The sequence below is a fragment of the Mangrovimonas sp. DI 80 genome (genome assembly GCF_001975575.1).
GTDB lineage: Bacteria > Bacteroidota > Bacteroidia > Flavobacteriales > Flavobacteriaceae > Mangrovimonas_A > Mangrovimonas_A xylaniphaga.
In genome coordinates this window covers 355300-373992 of record NZ_MSDT01000005.1, presented here as the reverse complement: position 1 = coordinate 373992, position 18693 = coordinate 355300, and the positions used below count along the sequence as shown (strand labels likewise).

Genomic DNA, 18693 nt, shown 5'->3' with positions numbered 1-18693 from the left:
TTCAAAATGAATTTTTCAATGAACAATCATAAATACTCAATTCAGAGAAGTATTGTGAATAAAAAGCAACTGGCAGTTGCTTTGGCTCTTTTGGCTGGTTCTTTCACCTATGCGCAAAAGAATGAACTTAAGGATGCTGAAAAGGCTATTAAATCTGGAAATTATGCAGATGCCAAAACGGCTATTAATTCAGCAGAGTCATTAATATCAGGAACAGATTCTAAAACTCAGGCTAAATTTTATTTCCTTAAAGGACAGGCTTTATATGCTAATGGGACTGGATCAGAAGCTGATATAGAAAAGGCTATTGAAAGTTTGGATAAAGTTAAAGCTATTGAAAGTGCCGATGGTAAAGTAAAATATTCTAACGATGTTGATGAAATGAAGCAACAGATGTTAAATGGATTCTTAACCGATGCAAATTCTGCACTTGAGGCGAAAGATTATATGAAATCTTCAAAAGGATTCGAGCAAGCTTACAGAATGTCTCCAAAAGACACTTTATATCTTTATTATGCAGCTTCTACTGCTGTAACTGCTAAAGATTATGATACATCTTTGGAATACTATGAAGAATTAAGGGATTTAGGTTATGAGGGTGTTGAAACAGAGTATACTGCTATAAATAAGGCTACTAATGAGGTGGAGACTTTTGGTTCTGCTTCTTTGCGTGATATCAGTGTAAAGGCAGGAACTCACATTAAGCCTTCGGTAAGAAAGACGGATCCAAAGTCTGCCGAAATCATCAAAAACATCGCTTTGATTTATGTGTCTAAAGGGGATACTGAAAAAGCTATTGAAGCTATTGATGATGCTAGAAAGCAAAATCCAGATGATTTTAACTTATTGTTGACTGAAGCCAATTTGCATTTGAAAATGGGTAATAAAGGGAAGTTCAAAGCTTTAATGCAGGAAGCAACTGTTAAAGATCCAAATAATCCAGAGTTACAATATAACTTAGGAGTTATTTCAGCAGAGGCGGGTGAGACGGAAGCTGCAAAAGCGTATTATAAAAAAGCTATTGAATTAGACCCTGGATATGTTGATGCTTACAATAACCTAGCGGTTGTAACTTTAGCTGGTGAGCAAAGCATCATTGAGGAAATGAATGGTTTGGGTAACTCGGCAGCTGACAACAGACGTTATGACGAATTGAAGGAGCAACGTATGCAATTGTATAGAGATGCTGTTCCTTATTTAGAAAAAACTCTTCAGTTGAAACCTAACAATTTGCAAGCGGCTCAAACGTTAATGAATATTTATAGTGCTATTGGAGATACTGATAACTATAAAAAGATGAAAGCAAAAGTTGAAGCAATCCAAAGCGGAAACTAAAACTTGAAGGATATATCATAAAAAAAGCTACTTAATTTTAAGTAGCTTTTTTTTTTAGATTATTTTTTTGATGACTCTTAATTTATGGGTGTGCATCCGTTTATCTACATTGTAAATTCCAGAATGGTCCAAACGATCAATTCTTACCTTACCATGCGCATGGATAATGTAATTGTTGGCCATGATGATGCCAACATGAACAATATGTCCTTCGTTATTATCAAAGAAAGCTAAATCACCAGGTTCACTTTCTTCTATAAAACTTAAGGCTTCTCCCTGTGTAGCTTGTTGTGAAGCATCTCGCAAAAGTTTATAACCATTAAGTTTGTACACCATTTGTGTAAAACCAGAACAGTCTATTCCAAAAGGTGTTTTTCCTCCCCACAAATAAGGAGTGTTCAAATAGGTGAATGCAGTTTTAAGGAGTTGTTCTCTTGGTTGAATTCCTTGAACCAAATTACCATCGTGTTGATGCTCCAATACAGATAAGCCATTTAATGACGAACCTAGAGGGATCGTGATTAAATTGTCATTGACATCTTGTACAAATTCAACTAAGTCGGAGGAAAGTTTAGGCAATTCACCTTTTAATGTATTATAGTTCTCTTGATCAATTTCAAGATATTGCTTGTTGTCTATCCAACCTTCGTAATTATCAAAATGCAAACGGATTTTGCTCCAATGTTTGCGCTGTTCCAAAACCTTAAAGAAATCTCCATATAAAACCTGTGAAACGAGTTCACTTTTATCGGAAGGTTCTAATCGTAAAGGAACAATGCTTAAGTTACAAATTCCGTATTGCATGTATCTGTTTTAGTTACGTTCAATAACAATTGCAGAAGCTCCACCGCCACCATTACAAATGGCAGCTGCTCCAATTTTAGCATTGTTTTGTTCCAAAACATTTATAAGGGTGATGATAATTCTAACACCAGAACACCCAAGTGGATGTCCTAATGAAACGGCTCCACCGTTTACGTTTACTTTATCATCATTTAATCCTAGAAGTTTCATGTTAGCCAATCCTACTACAGAAAAGGCTTCGTTAAATTCAAAGAAATCTACATCCTCTATAGCAATGCCTGCTTTGTCCAATGCCTTAGGAAGGGCTTTGGCAGGAGCAGTTGTAAACCATTTTGGCTCGTGAGCTGCATCGGCATAACTTTTTATGGTAGCCAATGGAGTCAATCCTAATTCTTCTGCTTTTTCTCTGCTCATCAATACTACAGCTCCAGCACCATCATTAATGGTAGAAGCATTGGCAGCCGTTACTGTCCCTTCCTTAGTAAAGGCAGGTCGTAAAGAAGGAATCTTGTCAATTTTTACGTTTGTGAACTCTTCATCTTTGTTCACAACTAAAGCATCACCACGACGTTGAGGCACTTCAACAGGAACTACTTCATTGTCGAATTTTCCAGCTTCCCAAGCAGCGGCAGATCTTTCATAAGACTGAATAGCAAAAGCATCTTGGTCTTCACGGGAGAAGTTATATTCGGTTGCACAAGCATCGGCACAAACACCCATGGCATTTTGGTCGTAAGCATCTACCAAACCATCTTTTTGCATCCCGTCAATTAAACTTGCTGGACCAAATTTTGTTCCCATACGGGCATACATATAATGCGGAATCAAACTCATGTTTTCCATTCCTCCGGCAACCACGATATCCGCATCACCTAAAGCGATAGATTGGGCAGCCTGCATCACAGCTTTCATTCCAGACGCACATACTTTGTTTACTGTTGTACAAGGAACCGTATCAGGAATTCCAGCATAAATGGCAGCTTGTCTAGCAGGTGCTTGACCAGCTCCGGCTTGAACCACATGACCCATTAAAACCTCCTGTACCAGTTCTGGTTTCAAGTTGATTTTATCTAAAGCTCCTTTTATGGCTACAGCTCCCAATTTTGGGGCTGGAATAGTTGATAAACTTCCTAAAAAACTACCTATTGGTGTCCTTGCAGCAGACACAATTACGACGTCTTTACTCATTGTTATGCATTTGTATTAGTTCGAGCAAAATTAATCATTTTTTTACAGAGTTAGGAACGAAATGGGATTATAACGTTATCGTAAATTTTAAGTGATTCATTGTGAAATGCATAGGTGGAAAATGAATAAGCGAGGAGACGGGAATTAGAATTTCTTAAAATTTAATAGTTTGGCTTTATTTCTTACATTTGAAATTGTGTCAATACTACGCTATGAATGAACTAATAAATAAATGGTACAGAAACCATGCGCTTTTGTATAAAGTACTGCTGTTTATTGCTACCACTTTATTGATTGTATACCTATTCCCTAAAAGCGGAAAATTTAAATACAGCTTTGAACAAGGTAAGCCTTGGCAGTCTGAAAACTTATATGCGCCTTTCAATTTCGCCATAAAAAAATCCCAAGCAGAAATCAATGAGGAAAAAAGGGCCATTCAAGAGAACAGTACCATTTATTTCAATGTAGATGAAGGTGTAAAAAGCACCGTTTTACAATCCTATAAAAACCAGTTTAAAGGGGCATTTCCCGACAGTGTTAAGCAAAAAAGTAATGCATTGTATAAAATAGGGAAGGATGTTATAGATCGTATATATAAACATGGTGTTTTAGATGATAGCTATAATTATGGGCCAGACAAAAACGTGGTGCTTTTGGACAACCAAACCCAAGTGGCCTCGATCACCTATAAAGATCTTACCAAGACCAATGCTTTCATTAATATTTTGGAACAATCACTTGCAGAAGAAGACCTATCTGAATATGATTCCAATTTTGTGTCTTTGTTTTTCGATATTGTCAAACCAAATATTTCTTTGAACAAAGCCATTTCAGATAATGCTTTGAAGGAAGAGTTGGATCGTGTGTCACCTACAAGGGGAAGTATTGAAAAGGAAACTTTGATCATTTCGAAAGGTGAGTTGGTTGAAGGCAAGAAATATGATATTCTAGAATCCTTAAAGTCAGAATATGAATCCCAAGTTTGGAGTGAGTCCAACTACAACTGGGTAATTTTTGCCTACACATTATTGGTGGCCTTGGCCTTATTGATGCTGCTTTTATTCCTTAGGAAATATAGAATGGAAGTGTTTTTGGACAATACCAAAGTTACCTTCATTTTTTTCAATATTGTTTTCGTTATTTTATTGACCACCTTGGTGGTAAATTACGATTCCAGATATGTTTATGTAATTCCGTTGTGTATTCTACCTTTGGTGTTGAAAGCCTTTTTTGATGCGCGTTTAGGTTTGTTTTCTCATGTGCTTACGGTATTGCTTCTTGGGTTTATTGTGCCTAATAGTTATGAATATATTTTCCTTCAGATTATTGCGGGTATTGTAACCATTTTAACGGTTTCAGAACTTTATAAACGAGCCAATTTGTTTATTTCCGTTGGTCAGATTACCCTTATTTACATTATTGCCTATTTCGCCTTTTTCGTAATTCATGAAGGAAGTGTAGCCAGCCTAAAATGGGGAACATTTGGATTGTTTATTTTGTGTGGACTTGCCACTTTGTTCGTTCAGCCTTTAATTTATATATATGAGAAATTGTTCGGGTTGGTGTCTGATGTGTCTTTATTGGAGCTTTCAGATACCAATTCTAAACTGTTGAAGGAATTGGCCAATAAAGCGCCAGGAACTTTTCACCATTCCTTAAATGTGGCCAATTTGGCTGAAGCTTCGGCCAATGAAATAGGTGCCAACGCCATGTTGGTAAGGGTAGGAGCCTTGTACCACGATATTGGTAAAATGAAGAATCCAACCTATTTCACCGAAAACCAATCTACGGGCATCAATCCTCATGATGAATTGTCTCCAAAGGAAAGTGCTAGAATTATCATAGATCACGTGATAGATGGTATTGAAATTGCCAAAAAGAACAACCTGCCAGACCGTGTGATTGATTTTATAAGAACTCACCATGGAATGAGTCTAGTGTATTATTTTTACTTAAAGGAGCGTGACATTGATGAGGATTTGAACAAGGAGGAATTTAGGTATCCAGGACCAAAGCCATTTAGTAAGGAAACTGCCATTTTAATGATGTGCGATAGCGTAGAGGCGGCCTCTAAAAGTTTAAAGGAACCTTCATCCACCAAAATTGACAAGTTTGTAGAATCCATTATAGGGAAGCAGATGGAAAGCGGTCAGTTTTTGAATGCCAACATTACCTTTAAGGAAATTGAAGCTATCAAGAAGGTTTTAAAGAGCAAATTGGCGAATATTTACCATTTACGGATTGAATACCCAGAATAGGAATATTGTTCTTAAAATGGGCTAGAGTGGCATTGTTCCCCTCGAAGAATATATTTTAACGATACACATAAAAACAAAAAAGCCTTACTATTTCTAGTAAGGCTTTTTGTGATCGCGACAGGATTCGAACCTGTGACCGTCTGCTTAGAAGGCAGATGCTCTATCCAACTGAGCTACGCGACCAAAACTTTAAGAGCGTTCCTCAAAAAGGCGGTGCAAATATAAGTACATACTTCATACAAAACAACTCTGTTTTTGATTTTTTTGATTTTTTTTTTCTCAGCATCTTTCATGTACTTGCTTTGGTTCATTTGGGTGTTGCCTGTTATGAAAAAGTTTTAGGCTGCTATTGTTTTATAAAAGATTTAAGGGTGAGTAGTTTAGTGCCTGTCTTCGCGAAAATGATGAAACCATGCTTTTGCAGATTTGAGTTTTCTTCTGGAGATTTCAATAGAAGTGCCGTCATGAAAAAAAAATGCTTGATTTTCCATTTTTTCTATGAAATGTTGGTTGATCAACATTGATCGGTGACATCTAAAGAACCCAAAATCACCTAAAATATCCTCAAAATAGCCTAAATTTTTCGATGACAATTCTTGGTTTCCGTTGTGCAAAATCAATTTACTGTAGTTTCTATCACCTTCAATGTATTTAATAGACTTTAATTTTAAACGTAAGGTTCCCGAATGGGTAGGCAATAATAGCGTTTGGTCTTTAATGTGTTTTAACTTTTGGTTTGATAAGGCATTTTTTACCTTTTCTTGATTTAAGATTCCATTTTTTTGATTGGAAAATCTATTGATGGCATTTTTTAGTTCTTCGGTATCAAAAGGTTTTAAAAGATAGTCCAATGCATTAAACCGTATGGCTTTTATGGCATAATGGCTATGTGAAGTAATGAAAATGGTTTTAAAGTCGATATTGGTAACAGTGTTAAGCATTTCAAACCCTGTCATGTCTGGCATTTCTACATCAAGGAATAGCAATTCGGGTTTTAGAGAATGTATCATTTCAATGCCTTCTTCGCCATTGGTAGCTATACCTACCACATTTAAATGTTTATGGTTTTCAGCTAAATGATCTTTCAGCAGCTCCAAAATGAAGGGGTTGTCATCTATTAGTAAGGTTTTAATACTCATTTTAAACTGGAATTTATCCCAATAGGGGTATGTATAAACCATAAATAGTTACCACTTGATAATAATTAAAGCCATTCGATAATTCAAAAGCATCATTAAAAAGGGTTGGTCTCTAAATTTATACAACATAAAAATGGGAAATTTTTCCATTAAGTAAAAAGATTAACCATTAATACTTTTAAATTATGAAAACTGTAATGATATCAATTGTGTTGTGTTTTACTTTGTTGGTGAGTGCACAACAGCAAAAGACAGTAGACTTTGGCATTGAGGATAGTATATTCTCTAATGTCTTGAACGAGAACAGGAAAGTCTGGATATATAATCCAGAAAGAAACTCTGGCATCTATCAATCTAATAAGGTGTATCCGGTTTTGTACCTGTTGGACGGTCCGTTACATTTCCATTCTGTAGCAGCCATTGTAAAGCAATTGAGCACTACCAATTTCAATAGAATTTTGCCTGAAATGATTATTGTGGCCATACACAATACGAATAGATCTAGAGATTTGTCCCCAACACAAATGGTTGAAAAAGGAGGGTATGCCCCAGATGATATGAGTAAACGTACAGGCGGCGGTGATTTGTTTTTGGACTTTATTGAAAATGAATTGAAACCCTACATCGAATCAAATTATCCAACGGCTCCCTATAGTATGTTGGTAGGGCATTCTCTTGGAGGGATGATGGCCATTTACACCATGTTCCAAAGGCCTCAATTGTTTCAAAGTTATATTGCCATTGACCCATCGATATGGTGGAACAATCAAGAAATCTTAAAGGAAATCCAAAACCGTCCATACTTAAATGATTTAAAAGGAACATCTCTTTACCTAGGTTACGCGAATACTTTGGTAGAAGGTTACGATATTTCAACAGTAAGTAAAGACACAACAGAGGAGACGCTTCATATACGATCTATTTTGTCTTTAAATAGCTATTTAAAGGATAATTTAATAGAAGGGTTTAGATACAAAAGTCAGTTTTACGAAAATGATACACATGGATCCGTACCGTTGATAACGGAATATGATGGTTTACGGTTTTTGTTTGAATTCCATAGAATTGAAATTAATGAAAAGGATTTTGAAAATATGGATGTTGATATGGTGGCCCAAATTGCAGGGCATTATCAAAATGTTTCAAGACACATGGGCTATGAAGTTAAGCCAGATGAAAGCTTGATAAATAGATTGGGATATGGCATGTTGAATGGTAAATTATATGATAGGGCGGGGCAGTTCTTCTCATATAATGCAAAGATCCATTCGGATAGTTTTAATGTGTTTGATTCCCTTGGTGATTACTACGTGGCAACAAACAATAAGGAAAAGGCTGCTGAAAGTTACCAAAAGGCTCTAGAACTAAAGGAATACCCACTTACCAGGGAAAAATTGGAACAGCTTAAACAGCAGTAGCTCAGTCATGTTAACCTTTTAATCGTTAAAATTAGTAACTTAATAAAATGAAACATTTGATTACATTATTCTTTTTTGCTTTTCTCTTTACCAATTCAGTAAAGGGACAAGTAGCTACTATAGATTCTCTTTTTCAGGTTTTTAATGATACTTCCAAAACTCCAGAAATGAGGTTGAAGGCTTATGACGAGCTTTATAGATACCTCGTGGATCCTGAAAAAAATAAGGGAATGGCACCTAAGGATTTATTCGGTATTGTGGATAAATTGAATTTTGGAAGCGATGCAGCTCTTGATTTAAGCAATAAATCAAGCAAAACTTTTAATAGAGGAAAAGTATATCTGCTAAAAGGATCTTATAGTTTTATCAATAATAATCAGTCTATGGATTGTGATTATTTGATGAAAGCCTTGGAGGTAGGCATGGAGGAGCAGGATTATGTGGTTATAGGAGGTGCTTTAGAAAGCTTATTGACTTTTAATTGCAAAAACCTTTCGAAAGAACGAGCCATCCAACTCATGTTGGATCTGAATTCAAAAGATCTGACGGCAGAGGAACAATTGAATTTATATAGTTCCATGAGTCGATTTATAGAAAATGATTCTATTAAATCTATTTTGTTCAAGAATCTTCCCGCAACGTTAAAATCGGAAACTGTAAGAAATTATAAATTGCAGGGGTTCTTTTCTGAGGTATTAAGAAATTTAGATTCCGAAATAGCAAGACCACTTTTTGATCATATTGAGACGGCATTGGATGTGCCAGAGGCTCGTGATAAATTGATTCCTATGTACTTGAGTTTAGGAGAATTTTATGTGTTGAATGAAAAATATCCAGAAGCTTTAAAGTCATTTCAAAAAGCATTGAAACTTTCTGAGGAATTACACTTTGAAATTGATAATTTGGAGAATGTTTGGGTGTCTATGGGAGAAATTCATTCAAATATTGAAAATTTTGAAGAAGCACAAAAGTACACTCTAAAAGGCTTGGAAATAGCCAAGCAAAAAGACGAAAGTAGGAACTTGGCCAGAATCTACTTATCAATGGCTTCCGTTAAAACAGAAATGAAAGAGCCAGAAATGGCATTGAAATACATAGACTCTGCAGTAGTGTTGATGGCTCCAAGAGCTAGTGAAGATAAGACTTGTGAGCAATGTATGAATTATGCCTTATTGGTAAAATCTAAAGTATTTAATGGGCTTGCTCGGCACAGGGAAGCATTGTTGCAGTTGTTGGATTTAGAGCCCTTTTACAAAGATAATTTGGCTAGTAGGGTGCAACCATTAATGTATCAAGAAATAGGGAAGGCCTATGTAGGACTTGGTGAATTTAAAAAGGCTGTTTCTTCCATTAAAAAAGGAATGACATATCCTCATGTAACCTTGCTTGATGATAAACGGAATTATGAAATATTAGCCCAATCTTATAAGGAGCTTGGTAATTATCAAAAGTCGCTTGAGGCTTATGAAAAGTTTGTTGCCGCAAATGATTCCATTACAAAATTTAGAAATAGTCAGGAAACAACACGTTTGGAGCTTGAAAATGCTTTTAATAAAGAGAGGTTTAAGGATAGTTTGGTAGTGGAAAAGGAGGCCTTGGAAAGAGAGTTGAGATTTGAGAAGCAATTGGGCAAGGAGCAAACCTTTAGAAATTTAATTATTGGGGCTGCAATTTTAGCGTTATTGGTTGCTTTGGGCCTGTATAACCGTTTGAATTTTATCAAAAAGACCCAACGAGTCTTAAAGGAAAAAAATCGTGTTATAGAAGCTGAAAAGGAAAAGGCAAAATCCTCAGAGCGCGCAAAACATCAATTTTTGGCAAATATGAGTCATGAAATAAGGACACCAATGAATGCCATTAAGGGAATGACGGATATTTTATTAAGACGAAACCCCAAAAAGGAACAATTGGATTATTTAAATGCCATTAAAGAATCGTTGAATTCCCTTTTGGTAATTATTGATGATGTATTGGATCTGTCCAAGATTGAATCCGGTAAAATCGAGTTGGAGAAAATTCCCTTTTCAATTTCAGAAGAAGTCCATAAAGTAGTCCAAATAATGAAGTTTAAAGCGGAAGAGAAAGGAGTGTCCCTAAATGTCGATTTTGATCAACATATTCCAATGGTAAAGGGGGATTCCGTTAGATTGCGACAGGTGCTTTTAAATCTTGTAGGGAATGCCATTAAGTTTACATCTGCTGGCCAAGTTGTTGTAAAAGTAGAATCTAAAATAGAGGAAGGTGGAGGGAATCTTCAAGTTCATTTTTCTGTTTTAGATACTGGTATTGGAATCGAAGAAGATAAACTTGTGAATGTTTTTAAATCGTTTGAACAGGCCCAAACAGATACTAGTAGAAAGTTTGGTGGCACCGGATTAGGTTTGAGTATATCTAAGAAGATAGTTAAACTGCATGGAGGGAAAATTTGGGCGGAGAGTAAGAGAGGTAAAGGGAGTACATTTCATTTTGTGATTCCGTATGAGCCCTTTATTATTCCTTCAAATTTTAATGGCAAGACACATACAGATGAATTTGATCTTTTGAAAGATCAATTGAAGGGGCTTAAAGTCTTATTGGTTGAAGATAATGCCTTTAATGCCGTTGTGGCAAAAGAAGAATTAGAGGACAATATCCAAGGTGTTGAAGTAAGGATTGCCGAAAATGGAGAAGTGGCTTTGGATAAATTGCAAACTGAATTGTTTGATGTTGTTTTAATGGATGTTCAAATGCCTGTTATGAATGGCTTTAAGTGTACAAAAGCCATACGCCAACTTAAGGATTCTGTAGGCCATATTCCCATTATTGCTATGACAGCAAATGTCTTGAAGGAAGAAGTGGTAAGATGTTTTGAAGCGGGAATGAATGATTTTGTTCCCAAGCCTTTTGATGTGGCAGATTTGCTTCAGAAAATCTATAAGGTAACTGACAAAGAACATAAAGTATTAAAATCATGAATCAATATAAAAACAAAGTATTTATTGTAGATGACGAGCCTTTGTTTTCTATGATGCTTAGTGACTATTTAACGCAACATAATCCCTCGTTGAAGGTAAAGAGTTTTATGTCTGGAGAGGCTTGTTTAGAGGCTTTATATGAAAATCCAGCTCTTATTATTTTGGATCATTATTTAAGCTCCAGTAATTCAGTGCATCTAAATGGATTGGATATGTTAAGTGAAATAAAGAAAACGAAAAGTCATCCTATAGTAGTAATGCTTTCTGGCCAGGAAAGCTACTTCACGGCAGCTAAAGCCATTGGTTTAGGAGCGTTGCACTATGTGATAAAAGATGAAAAAGCGTTTGAAAAGGTGAATAGGATTATTAAGGCGAATATTTAAAGAGAAATGATGTCTATGGATTTATCTTTTTTAGAGAAGTTTACGGGGGGAGATCCTTTAAAGATGAAGAAGTATATTGCGCTTTATCTAGATACAGCAACTGTGCTGTTCAATTCCATTGGTGAAGGGATTGCTGCTGAAGACTGGGAAAAGGTTTGTGCGAATGTCCATTCTCTTAAACCACAGATAACTTATATGGGATTGACTAATTTGAGTGAATTGTTGTTGAAAATTGAAGAGAAGTCAAAAGTTCAAGATACCTATTCCATAAATGAAATTTTTGAGCAAGCTTTGGTTGTCCATAGGCAATCTAAACAAGTTTTGGAAGGCTATTTGGAAACTTGAAAGAATTCCATAAAAAAAGCTGAACAAAATTATTGTTCAGCTTTTTGTCGGGGTGGCAGGATTCGAACCTGCGACCTCCTGCTCCCAAAGCAGGCGCGATAACCGGGCTACGCTACACCCCGAAAAGAAAGCGGAGAGACAGGGACTCGAACCCTGGCAACACTTTCGCGTTGACAGATTAGCAATCTGCTCCATTACCACTCTGGCACCTCTCCAATATTAAATAAAGAACCTTTCTTAATTGCGGATGCAAATGTAGGATAACATTGCGTATCTCACAACTATTTTTTGAATTTTTTCGTCAATATTTTGAAATTTCAAACCACTATAGTTTTAAATAGCTTGAAGCCAATATGTTTAGACGACCTGTAAATTTTGAATTTTTTCAAATGAAATTTCCTTAAAGTCGTCAATTAGCAAATTCGCTAGGGTGTAATCTTGATTTTTGGAATTTTCACTTCTGTAGGCAACACAAAAAATGTCGGCACTATTGGCCGCTACAATACCGTTGGTAGAGTCTTCAATCACCATACAATGCTGTTTTTCGTGTCCAGAAACTTCTGCAGCCTTTAAAAATATTTCTGGATGTGGTTTGGAGGCTTTTAAATCGGCGCCGCTTAATTTGGCCTTAAAATATTGATCTAACTCAAATCTTTTAAAGACGCGATCAATGGTGCTCAGAGTTGCAGAAGATGCCAAAATTAAGGTTAGTCCATTGGCGTGGTATTCTTGAATTAATTCCAACACGCCGTCTAAAAGCTGCAAACTTTCATCATAATCGAACAAATGATTAAAATGGTTGCGTTTCTTCCTTTCGAGATTTATAGGATCTTCATCTAGTCCAAAATGCGAACAAAGAAACTTACATACATTCCTTGTAGATTTTCCAGTAAAGGTTTCATACAATTCATCTGAAACGTCAATTCCATAGTCGTCAAACATTTTGTGGTAGGCCATGTGGTGCAATGGTTCGGTGTCCACAATAACACCGTCCATATCGAATAAGACTGCTTTTAGCATCAATAAAAATTTTGCGCGAAGATAGTCTATTTTTCAGAGGAATACATGCTTGTGAATTGTAGAGATTTATTCAGGTATCATGTGTTATGAGAATGTCATCCAAATATTAGTTTTGTGTTATTTGTCGAATTATTTTGCTTTTTATCGATGTTTTTTTTGGAAATGTGCATTGAATGAGTTTATATTTGCATTGTAATTCATTAAACCCCAACCAAATGAAGACCAACTTAACCCAAAAGATCATTACAGGCGCAATCATATGTACCCTGTTTAATTGTTCTTTAGAATCTGAAGAGAGCAATATTGAAGCGTTTAGTACCACAGAAGGCGTTGAGCTTTCTGACAGTACTATTCCTCCTCCGTGTCCTGGATTAGATCCACAGGCGCGACTCACCAACAATGGTACCTCAGTATTTAGTTTTGAAATCTATACTAATGAAGGTGAGTTTTTGGCAGGTGAATATGGTATTGGACCAGGAGAAATATCAGAATGGTTACCTTTTGAGGAAGGTGAAGTTTTGTTTTCCTTAGAAAGTGAGAATGAAACGGATATTAAAATCTCGCAGAATATGGAAGAATGTGAGATGTTTAGTATGGAAATCGATTCTGATAATCAACTTGTAGAAGAGTAGAAAAAACTCCTAACTTGTTTTCTTGCAAAAAATCACGATTTTTTCATCGTTTAAGTTGGTGGAGAAGAATAAATAGAGTTCTCCACCATCTTTTATTTTCAATTTAGTTCGAAGTTGTTGCACCGTTTCGGGGAAATTTCTAGTGGTAATATTCGCTTTCGAGATTCCTTCCTTTTTCATAAGTTGTTTGTTAAAAGGGATTGTTTTAACAATTTCAAAACTTCGGCCAGGAAATTCTATTAAGGTTTCAGAGGTATACAGATGTGTATGTTGGTGGAGTTTAGGAACTCCTAACTTTTCTGAAATAGATTTAAAAGCACCTGATTTTAAAATGGCTGCATTAGGTTCGTATAAATATGAAAGTGGCTCGCTAAATACGGCGCTAGCATTTTTTTCTACATTAAAATTGAAATCAAACTTTTCTTCGGTTGCCTGTGTAAGATTAACCGTTTTTATTTCGATATCTCCTTTAAAATTGTCCTCTAAAACCCATAACAGCTCTTTGACCTCATTATTAAGGGCGACAATATGAATGGTTTTGATATGCTTCAATTCTCCCATTCCTACTGAAATATCTAAAAGCGGGGAGGTCTTGATCATGATGTTCTTGGAACGTTGAAACAACATATCCAAATGTAAAGGCACATTGGGCAGGCAGTCATTTAAAAAAAAGACTTTGCCTTTGCTGTCATGGCGTCTGGAAGGATCGATATATATCCAATCGTAAGTATCTTGATGTTTTTTTAAATGCTCAATACCATCGACGTTCAATGCTTTAATATTGACATTTAATTGGGAATAGTTATGCGTAACGATTTCCGAAAGTTCAGAATTCAATTCACAGTGCGTGACATTTTGAATTCGTTTGGAAAAGTAGTAGCAATCCACTCCAAAGCCACCTGTTAAATCAATTAAGGACTTCCCTTCAATAAGCCCAGCTTTGTATTTGGCTGTAGCTTCAGAGGAAGTCTGTTCAATATTGAGTTTATTGGGATAAACTATGAGAGGTGCATTAAACCAAGTTGGAAGTTTATGTTGACAGCGTTTTTTAGCTTCAATCTGTTCTACCAAAAGTTTGATGTCTACTGTAATTTCCGGATGTTTTTTAAAGAGTAATGCAGCCGTATCAGAATTTAAATTTGCATCGATAAATTCTTGGTGAGTGGTATTTAAAATGTCAGGATTCAATTTAGAGATCTTTTGTGAGTCTTTGTACCAATTTTATATCGTACAAAAATTCCTTTAAAATAACTTTTAAGGCTGTATAAGCCGGCACGGCTACAACCATTCCAACGACTCCAAAAAGGATGCCAGCAATGATAATCACTAGGAAAATTTCCAATGGATGCGATTTTACACTTTTCGAAAAAATAAAAGGCTGACTTATAAAATTATCAATTAACTGGCCAACGGCAACCACGATGAGCACATAAAAAGTGGTTGGTAAAATGACAGTGCTCAAACCTCCGCCAAGATTGGAAGTCATAGAAAGTGTTACCATGATAACAGCGCCAATTAGCGGACCGATGTATGGTATCAAATTAATTAAAGCACACAGGAATGCAATAACCACAGCGTTTTCAACGCCTACAATAAGTAACCCAATTGTATAAATGAAAAACAGAATGGAAATTTGAATGATCAGTCCAATAAAATATCGAGATAATAAATCCTTGATTTTATCAAAGGATTTTTTTAGGCGAGTTTCCTTGCTATCTGGAATAAATGAGAGTATACTATTCTCCAAAAGTTTACTATCCTTTAGGAAGAAAAATGAAATAAACAATACAGAAAAAAGCCCAATTCCAAAACTTCCAAAGCCACCAATAATAGCATTGATAAAATTTGGAATGGCCGCAAAATCAAGTTTTTCAATCAAATTGGAATACTTGAAGGATTCTTCCATATTGATATTATAAATGTGAAAATAATCTATTACTTGGATATAGAGACTTTCAATATTGTCTTCTAGTTTTTTGATATCCAACAAAGCTAAATTATGACTCTGCTTTACAATCAGAGGAATGAACATCCCTATAAGCCCAACCAACAAGCCAACCAAAATTAGCATGGTAACAATTACGGCAGCAGTATTACCAAATTTAAGCCGCTTTCTTAAAAAGATGACTATTGGTCTTCCTACTAAAGAAGTAACCCCTGCAATCACGATATAGGTGATGACCGATTGAATTTTGTATAAAAAGAATAGGATGAGTACAATGGCTAAGATAATGCCTAATGCCCTTAAAATTCCGTTTGCAATTACTTTTGAATCCATATCTGTAAATATAGAAAATTGGATTACATAATTTGCTTTGTAAGTTCATAGAGTGCCACACTTGTTGCTTGCACAACATTCATACTGCTGTTTTGTCCAAACATTTCAATGTGCAATATGTGGTCACATTTTTTTAGAATTTCTTCCGACACACCAAAATTCTCATCGCCAATTACCAAGGCTATAGGGGATTGGTCACTATAGTTGAAGGTGTGTAAAGGAATACTATTAGAGGTAATTTCAAGCGCAATAATTTGAAACCCTTTCTGTTTTAGACTTGACACAACTTCCAATGTATTTTCTTCAATTTTGAATGAAACTACTTTTTCCGTTGCTCTAGCTGTTTTTGTCATTTTACGGCCCATAGGGATGTCATTACCGCAAAAAATGAGTTGTTCCACTCCAAAGGCATCAGCGGTTCGGAACAAGCTTCCAATATTTGGTGCATTAGAAATATTGTCGCAGACAATAGTGATTGGAAATTGCTTTTTAGTAAAATTGGAAGTGTAGTGGGTGAGTTGTGTCACTGTGGTGTGATATTAATGCTCAAAGGCATACTTTACTATATTGGCTCCCATTTTAAGGGCTTTTTCCCTAACATCTTGCGGGTCATTATGTACTTCGGGGTCTTCCCAACCATCACCTAAATCACTTTCATAGGTAAATAATAATACCAATCTGTTTTCATAAAAAATACCAAAAGCCTGTGGGCGTTTGCCATCGTGTTCATGAATTTTAGGAAGGCCTTCAGGGAACTTGTAAGCGATATTGAAGATTTCGTGGGTTTTTGGGATTTCAACAAGTTCTAAGTCTGGAAATACCTTTTTTAACTCCTTTGTAATATATGGACGAATACCATAATTGTCATCGATATGAAGAAAGCCTCCTGAGATTAAATAGTTCTGAAGGTTCTCGGCATCTTCAGGGCTGAAAAACACATTGCCATGCCCAGTCATATGTACCAACGGATATTGAAAAATATCGGTGCTTCCTATCTCAACCGTTTCTGGTGTGCTGTTCATTTGGGTGTTGATGTTGGCATTACAGAAAGCAATAAGGTTGGGTAAGGAGGTAGGGTTTCCATACCAATCCCCACCGCCTTTATATTTGGCAACGGCCAAATTTTGAGCCGAAATACATAATGGGAATAAGCAAATTACAAGGGCTAGGTACTTTTTCATATTATTCATTTGTAAAGGCAACCGAGTGACAGGCAACTATAGCCGCTGTTTCTGTTCTAAGTCGGGTGTTACCCAAAGTTACAGGAATAAAATCATTCTTAAGAGCCATTTCAATTTCTTTCACACTAAAATCTCCTTCGGGGCCAATTAAAATGGTGACTTCCGTATTTGGAATCAATTGTGATTTTAGGGATTTTTTATCCAATTCCTCACAATGCGCGATAAATTTTTGTCCACTGAATTCCTGTTCGACAAAATCTTTAAAAGGAATAGCAGCTTCCAGTTGCGGCATATAGCTACTCAAGGATTGCTTCATGGCCGATTGTAAAATCTTTTCAAACCGTTCTGTTTTGATAACCTTCCTTTCGCTATGGTCACAAATAATAGGGGTAATGGTATCGATGCCAATTTCGGTAGCTTTTTCCAAGAACCATTCATAGCGATCGTTCATTTTTGTGGGAGCTACCGCCAAATGGAGCTTGTAGTTTCGTTTTTCTTGAAAGGTTTTAGAGGTAATATTAGCTCGACAGTGTTTTTGGTCAGCAATCTCTATTTCAGCAGTAAACAGCCAACCTTGTCCGTTAGTAATGTGCAATACATCTCCTTGGGATTTCCGAAGCACTTTTATAATATGCCGACTTTCTTCTTTATCAAAAGAAATTTGAGAGGAAGTTTCTAAAAGCTCTGGGTTGTAGAACAACTGCATAAATTAAATTTTTAAACGAGCTGTAGCGGTTACGTTAAAATCGGAAAAATCACCTTCCAAATATTTTAAATGTCCAACGATGGCAATCATGGCAGCATTATCTGTGGTGTACTCAAATTTTGGGATATAGGTAGTCCATCCAAATTTTTTCTCACCATCCTTAAGTGCTTTTCGAATTCCCGAATTGGCAGACACTCCACCACCAATGGCGATGTGTTTGATACCGGTTGCTTTGCTGGCAAGTTTTAGTTTGTCCATTAAAATTCCAATGATGGTATATTGAATGGACGCGCAAATATCGTCTAGGTTTTGTGTTATAAAATCAGGATTGTTTTTGGTTTCCTTTTGAATGAAATACAGAATTGCAGTCTTTAATCCCGAAAAACTAAAATTTAATCCATCTACCTTTGGCTTGGTAAATTTGAATGCTTTTGGGTTTCCAACTTGAGCGCGTTTATCTATTTGTGGCCCGGCAGGATAGCCAAGCCCTAAAATCTTTCCGCTTTTATCGTAAGCTTCTCCCACGGCGTCATCGATGGTTTCACCAATTACTTCCATATCAAAATAGGAGTTCACTTTTACAATTTGTGTATGTCCTCCAGAAATGGTCATGGCCAAGAACGGGAAAGGCGGTTTGTTGAAACCTTCTTCTTCTATATAATGCGCCAAAATATGAGCCGACATATGGTTGACGTCAATCAATGGAATATTAAGTCCATAGGCCAAAGATTTTGCAAAAGACGTTCCCACCAAAAGTGAGCCCATAAGTCCAGGACCTCTTGTAAAGGCTATGGCACTTAACTGGGATTTATCTATATTGGCCTTTTTTAACGCTTGGTGCACCACTGGAACAATGTTTTGTTGGTGGGCCCTAGAGGCAAGTTCGGGGACAACGCCACCATATTCTTCATGAATATTTTGACTGGCCACAACATTGCTTAAAATTTTTCCGTTCAGCATTACAGCCGCTGCCGTATCATCGCAAGAGGATTCTATAGCAAGTATGTAAATATTTTGTGAAGTCATTACTGAAAATTAGGCACAATAATTGT

Annotated in this window: 17 protein-coding genes and 3 tRNA genes; 7 read left to right on the top strand and 13 right to left on the bottom strand. The window is 36.2% G+C overall.

Features of this window, described 5'->3' with window-relative positions; translation table 11 throughout:
* Window positions 1–18 precede the first annotated feature (18 nt).
* A complete protein-coding gene (locus BKM32_RS11350; protein WP_076663885.1) occupies window positions 19–1335 on the top strand; it encodes a tetratricopeptide repeat protein in 1317 nt (438 codons plus the stop codon).
* Window positions 1336–1389: 54 nt separating this feature from the next.
* Here BKM32_RS11350 and BKM32_RS11345 read toward each other — a convergent pair whose 3' ends face one another.
* Together BKM32_RS11345 and BKM32_RS11340 are read right to left on the bottom strand one after the other, a co-directional pair.
* A complete protein-coding gene (locus BKM32_RS11345) occupies window positions 1390–2139 on the bottom strand; it encodes a C40 family peptidase (protein ID WP_076663884.1) in 750 nt (249 codons plus the stop codon).
* Window positions 2140–2148: 9 nt separating this feature from the next.
* Complete coding sequence (locus tag BKM32_RS11340) at window positions 2149–3327, bottom strand: acetyl-CoA C-acyltransferase (RefSeq protein WP_076663883.1); 1179 nt, start codon at window positions 3325–3327, stop codon at window positions 2149–2151.
* A 212-nt stretch (window positions 3328–3539) separates the two neighbouring features.
* Between BKM32_RS11340 and BKM32_RS11335 the strand changes: the two genes are divergently transcribed.
* Entirely contained in the window at window positions 3540–5585 is a 2046-nt protein-coding gene (locus BKM32_RS11335; protein WP_076663882.1) for an HD family phosphohydrolase, read from the top strand.
* Window positions 5586–5694: 109 nt separating this feature from the next.
* Here BKM32_RS11335 and BKM32_RS11330 read toward each other — a convergent pair.
* Window positions 5695–5768, bottom strand: a tRNA-Arg gene (locus BKM32_RS11330).
* A gap of 197 nt (window positions 5769–5965) precedes the next feature.
* The gene (locus BKM32_RS11325; RefSeq protein ID WP_171971869.1) at window positions 5966–6724 is read right to left on the bottom strand and encodes a LytTR family DNA-binding domain-containing protein; all 759 of its coding nucleotides are present in this window, start codon (window positions 6722–6724) and stop codon (window positions 5966–5968) included.
* 185 nt (window positions 6725–6909) lie between these two features.
* On the opposite strand from BKM32_RS11325, the gene BKM32_RS11320 reads away from it, so the two are divergent.
* The 4 genes from BKM32_RS11320 to BKM32_RS11305 are packed head-to-tail and all read left to right on the top strand — an operon-like array spanning window position 6910 to window position 11824.
* Window positions 6910–8142 (top strand): alpha/beta hydrolase-fold protein, encoded by a 1233-nt coding sequence (locus BKM32_RS11320; protein WP_076663880.1) that lies wholly within the window; start codon window positions 6910–6912, stop codon window positions 8140–8142.
* A gap of 47 nt (window positions 8143–8189) precedes the next feature.
* Entirely contained in the window at window positions 8190–11096 is a 2907-nt protein-coding gene (locus tag BKM32_RS11315; protein WP_076663879.1) for an ATP-binding protein, read from the top strand.
* The gene (locus tag BKM32_RS11310) at window positions 11093–11479 is read left to right on the top strand and encodes a response regulator (RefSeq protein ID WP_076663878.1); all 387 of its coding nucleotides are present in this window, start codon (window positions 11093–11095) and stop codon (window positions 11477–11479) included. The genes BKM32_RS11315 and BKM32_RS11310 overlap by 4 nt, the downstream gene beginning before the upstream one ends.
* 15 nt (window positions 11480–11494) lie before the next feature.
* Window positions 11495–11824, top strand: a complete 330-nt coding sequence (locus BKM32_RS11305) for an Hpt domain-containing protein (RefSeq protein ID WP_076663877.1) — start codon at window positions 11495–11497, stop codon at window positions 11822–11824.
* Between the two features lie 47 nt (window positions 11825–11871).
* Here the strand turns inward: BKM32_RS11305 and BKM32_RS11300 are convergent.
* From BKM32_RS11300 to BKM32_RS11290, 3 genes are all read right to left on the bottom strand, one after another.
* A tRNA-Pro gene (locus tag BKM32_RS11300) sits at window positions 11872–11946 on the bottom strand.
* A 9-nt stretch (window positions 11947–11955) separates the two neighbouring features.
* Window positions 11956–12039, bottom strand: a tRNA-Ser gene (locus BKM32_RS11295).
* A gap of 142 nt (window positions 12040–12181) precedes the next feature.
* Entirely contained in the window at window positions 12182–12844 is a 663-nt protein-coding gene (locus tag BKM32_RS11290; protein ID WP_076663876.1) for an HAD family phosphatase, read from the bottom strand.
* A 215-nt stretch (window positions 12845–13059) separates the two neighbouring features.
* On the opposite strand from BKM32_RS11290, the gene BKM32_RS11285 reads away from it, so the two are divergent.
* Window positions 13060–13476, top strand: a complete 417-nt coding sequence (locus tag BKM32_RS11285) for a hypothetical protein (RefSeq protein ID WP_076663875.1) — start codon at window positions 13060–13062, stop codon at window positions 13474–13476.
* Between the two features lie 9 nt (window positions 13477–13485).
* On the opposite strand, the gene BKM32_RS11280 is transcribed toward BKM32_RS11285, so the two are convergent.
* From BKM32_RS11280 to tsaD, 6 genes are read right to left on the bottom strand one after another with little or no spacing between them, the layout of a single operon-like run.
* Window positions 13486–14664: a class I SAM-dependent methyltransferase gene (locus tag BKM32_RS11280; RefSeq protein WP_076663874.1), complete on the bottom strand. Its 1179-nt coding sequence runs from the start codon at window positions 14662–14664 to the stop codon at window positions 13486–13488.
* A 1-nt stretch (window position 14665) separates the two neighbouring features.
* On the bottom strand, window positions 14666–15754 hold the full coding sequence (locus BKM32_RS11275) for an AI-2E family transporter (RefSeq protein ID WP_053977772.1): 1089 nt from the start codon (window positions 15752–15754) through the stop codon (window positions 14666–14668).
* 23 nt (window positions 15755–15777) lie between these two features.
* Complete coding sequence (locus tag BKM32_RS11270) at window positions 15778–16281, bottom strand: TrmH family RNA methyltransferase (protein WP_076663873.1); 504 nt, start codon at window positions 16279–16281, stop codon at window positions 15778–15780.
* A 12-nt stretch (window positions 16282–16293) separates the two neighbouring features.
* A complete protein-coding gene (locus tag BKM32_RS11265; RefSeq protein ID WP_076664002.1) occupies window positions 16294–16935 on the bottom strand; it encodes a DUF4159 domain-containing protein in 642 nt (213 codons plus the stop codon).
* 1 nt (window position 16936) lies between these two features.
* The gene (locus tag BKM32_RS11260) at window positions 16937–17641 is read right to left on the bottom strand and encodes a 16S rRNA (uracil(1498)-N(3))-methyltransferase (RefSeq protein ID WP_076663872.1); all 705 of its coding nucleotides are present in this window, start codon (window positions 17639–17641) and stop codon (window positions 16937–16939) included.
* Window positions 17642–17644: 3 nt separating this feature from the next.
* Window positions 17645–18667, bottom strand: a complete 1023-nt coding sequence (tsaD, locus tag BKM32_RS11255) for a tRNA (adenosine(37)-N6)-threonylcarbamoyltransferase complex transferase subunit TsaD (protein WP_076663871.1) — start codon at window positions 18665–18667, stop codon at window positions 17645–17647.
* Between the last annotated feature and the right edge of the window lie 26 nt (window positions 18668–18693).

Excerpts from the sequence above, each read along its gene's own strand:
- BKM32_RS11350 (WP_076663885.1), top strand. The coding sequence starts at position 19 with ATGAACAATCATAAATACTCAATTCAGAGAAGTATTGTGAATAAAAAG.
- BKM32_RS11345 (WP_076663884.1), bottom strand. The coding sequence starts at position 2,139 with ATGCAATACGGAATTTGTAACTTAAGCATTGTTCCTTTACGATTAGAA.
- BKM32_RS11340 (WP_076663883.1), bottom strand. The coding sequence starts at position 3,327 with ATGAGTAAAGACGTCGTAATTGTGTCTGCTGCAAGGACACCAATAGGT.
- BKM32_RS11335 (WP_076663882.1), top strand. The coding sequence starts at position 3,540 with ATGAATGAACTAATAAATAAATGGTACAGAAACCATGCGCTTTTGTAT.
- BKM32_RS11325 (WP_171971869.1), bottom strand. The coding sequence starts at position 6,724 with ATGAGTATTAAAACCTTACTAATAGATGACAACCCCTTCATTTTGGAG.
- BKM32_RS11320 (WP_076663880.1), top strand. The coding sequence starts at position 6,910 with ATGAAAACTGTAATGATATCAATTGTGTTGTGTTTTACTTTGTTGGTG.
- BKM32_RS11315 (WP_076663879.1), top strand. The coding sequence starts at position 8,190 with ATGAAACATTTGATTACATTATTCTTTTTTGCTTTTCTCTTTACCAAT.
- BKM32_RS11310 (WP_076663878.1), top strand. The coding sequence starts at position 11,093 with ATGAATCAATATAAAAACAAAGTATTTATTGTAGATGACGAGCCTTTG.
- BKM32_RS11305 (WP_076663877.1), top strand. The coding sequence starts at position 11,495 with ATGGATTTATCTTTTTTAGAGAAGTTTACGGGGGGAGATCCTTTAAAG.
- BKM32_RS11290 (WP_076663876.1), bottom strand. The coding sequence starts at position 12,844 with ATGCTAAAAGCAGTCTTATTCGATATGGACGGTGTTATTGTGGACACC.
- BKM32_RS11285 (WP_076663875.1), top strand. The coding sequence starts at position 13,060 with ATGAAGACCAACTTAACCCAAAAGATCATTACAGGCGCAATCATATGT.
- BKM32_RS11275 (WP_053977772.1), bottom strand. The coding sequence starts at position 15,754 with ATGGATTCAAAAGTAATTGCAAACGGAATTTTAAGGGCATTAGGCATT.
- BKM32_RS11265 (WP_076664002.1), bottom strand. The coding sequence starts at position 16,935 with ATGAAAAAGTACCTAGCCCTTGTAATTTGCTTATTCCCATTATGTATT.
- BKM32_RS11260 (WP_076663872.1), bottom strand. The coding sequence starts at position 17,641 with ATGCAGTTGTTCTACAACCCAGAGCTTTTAGAAACTTCCTCTCAAATT.
- tsaD (WP_076663871.1), bottom strand. The coding sequence starts at position 18,667 with ATGACTTCACAAAATATTTACATACTTGCTATAGAATCCTCTTGCGAT.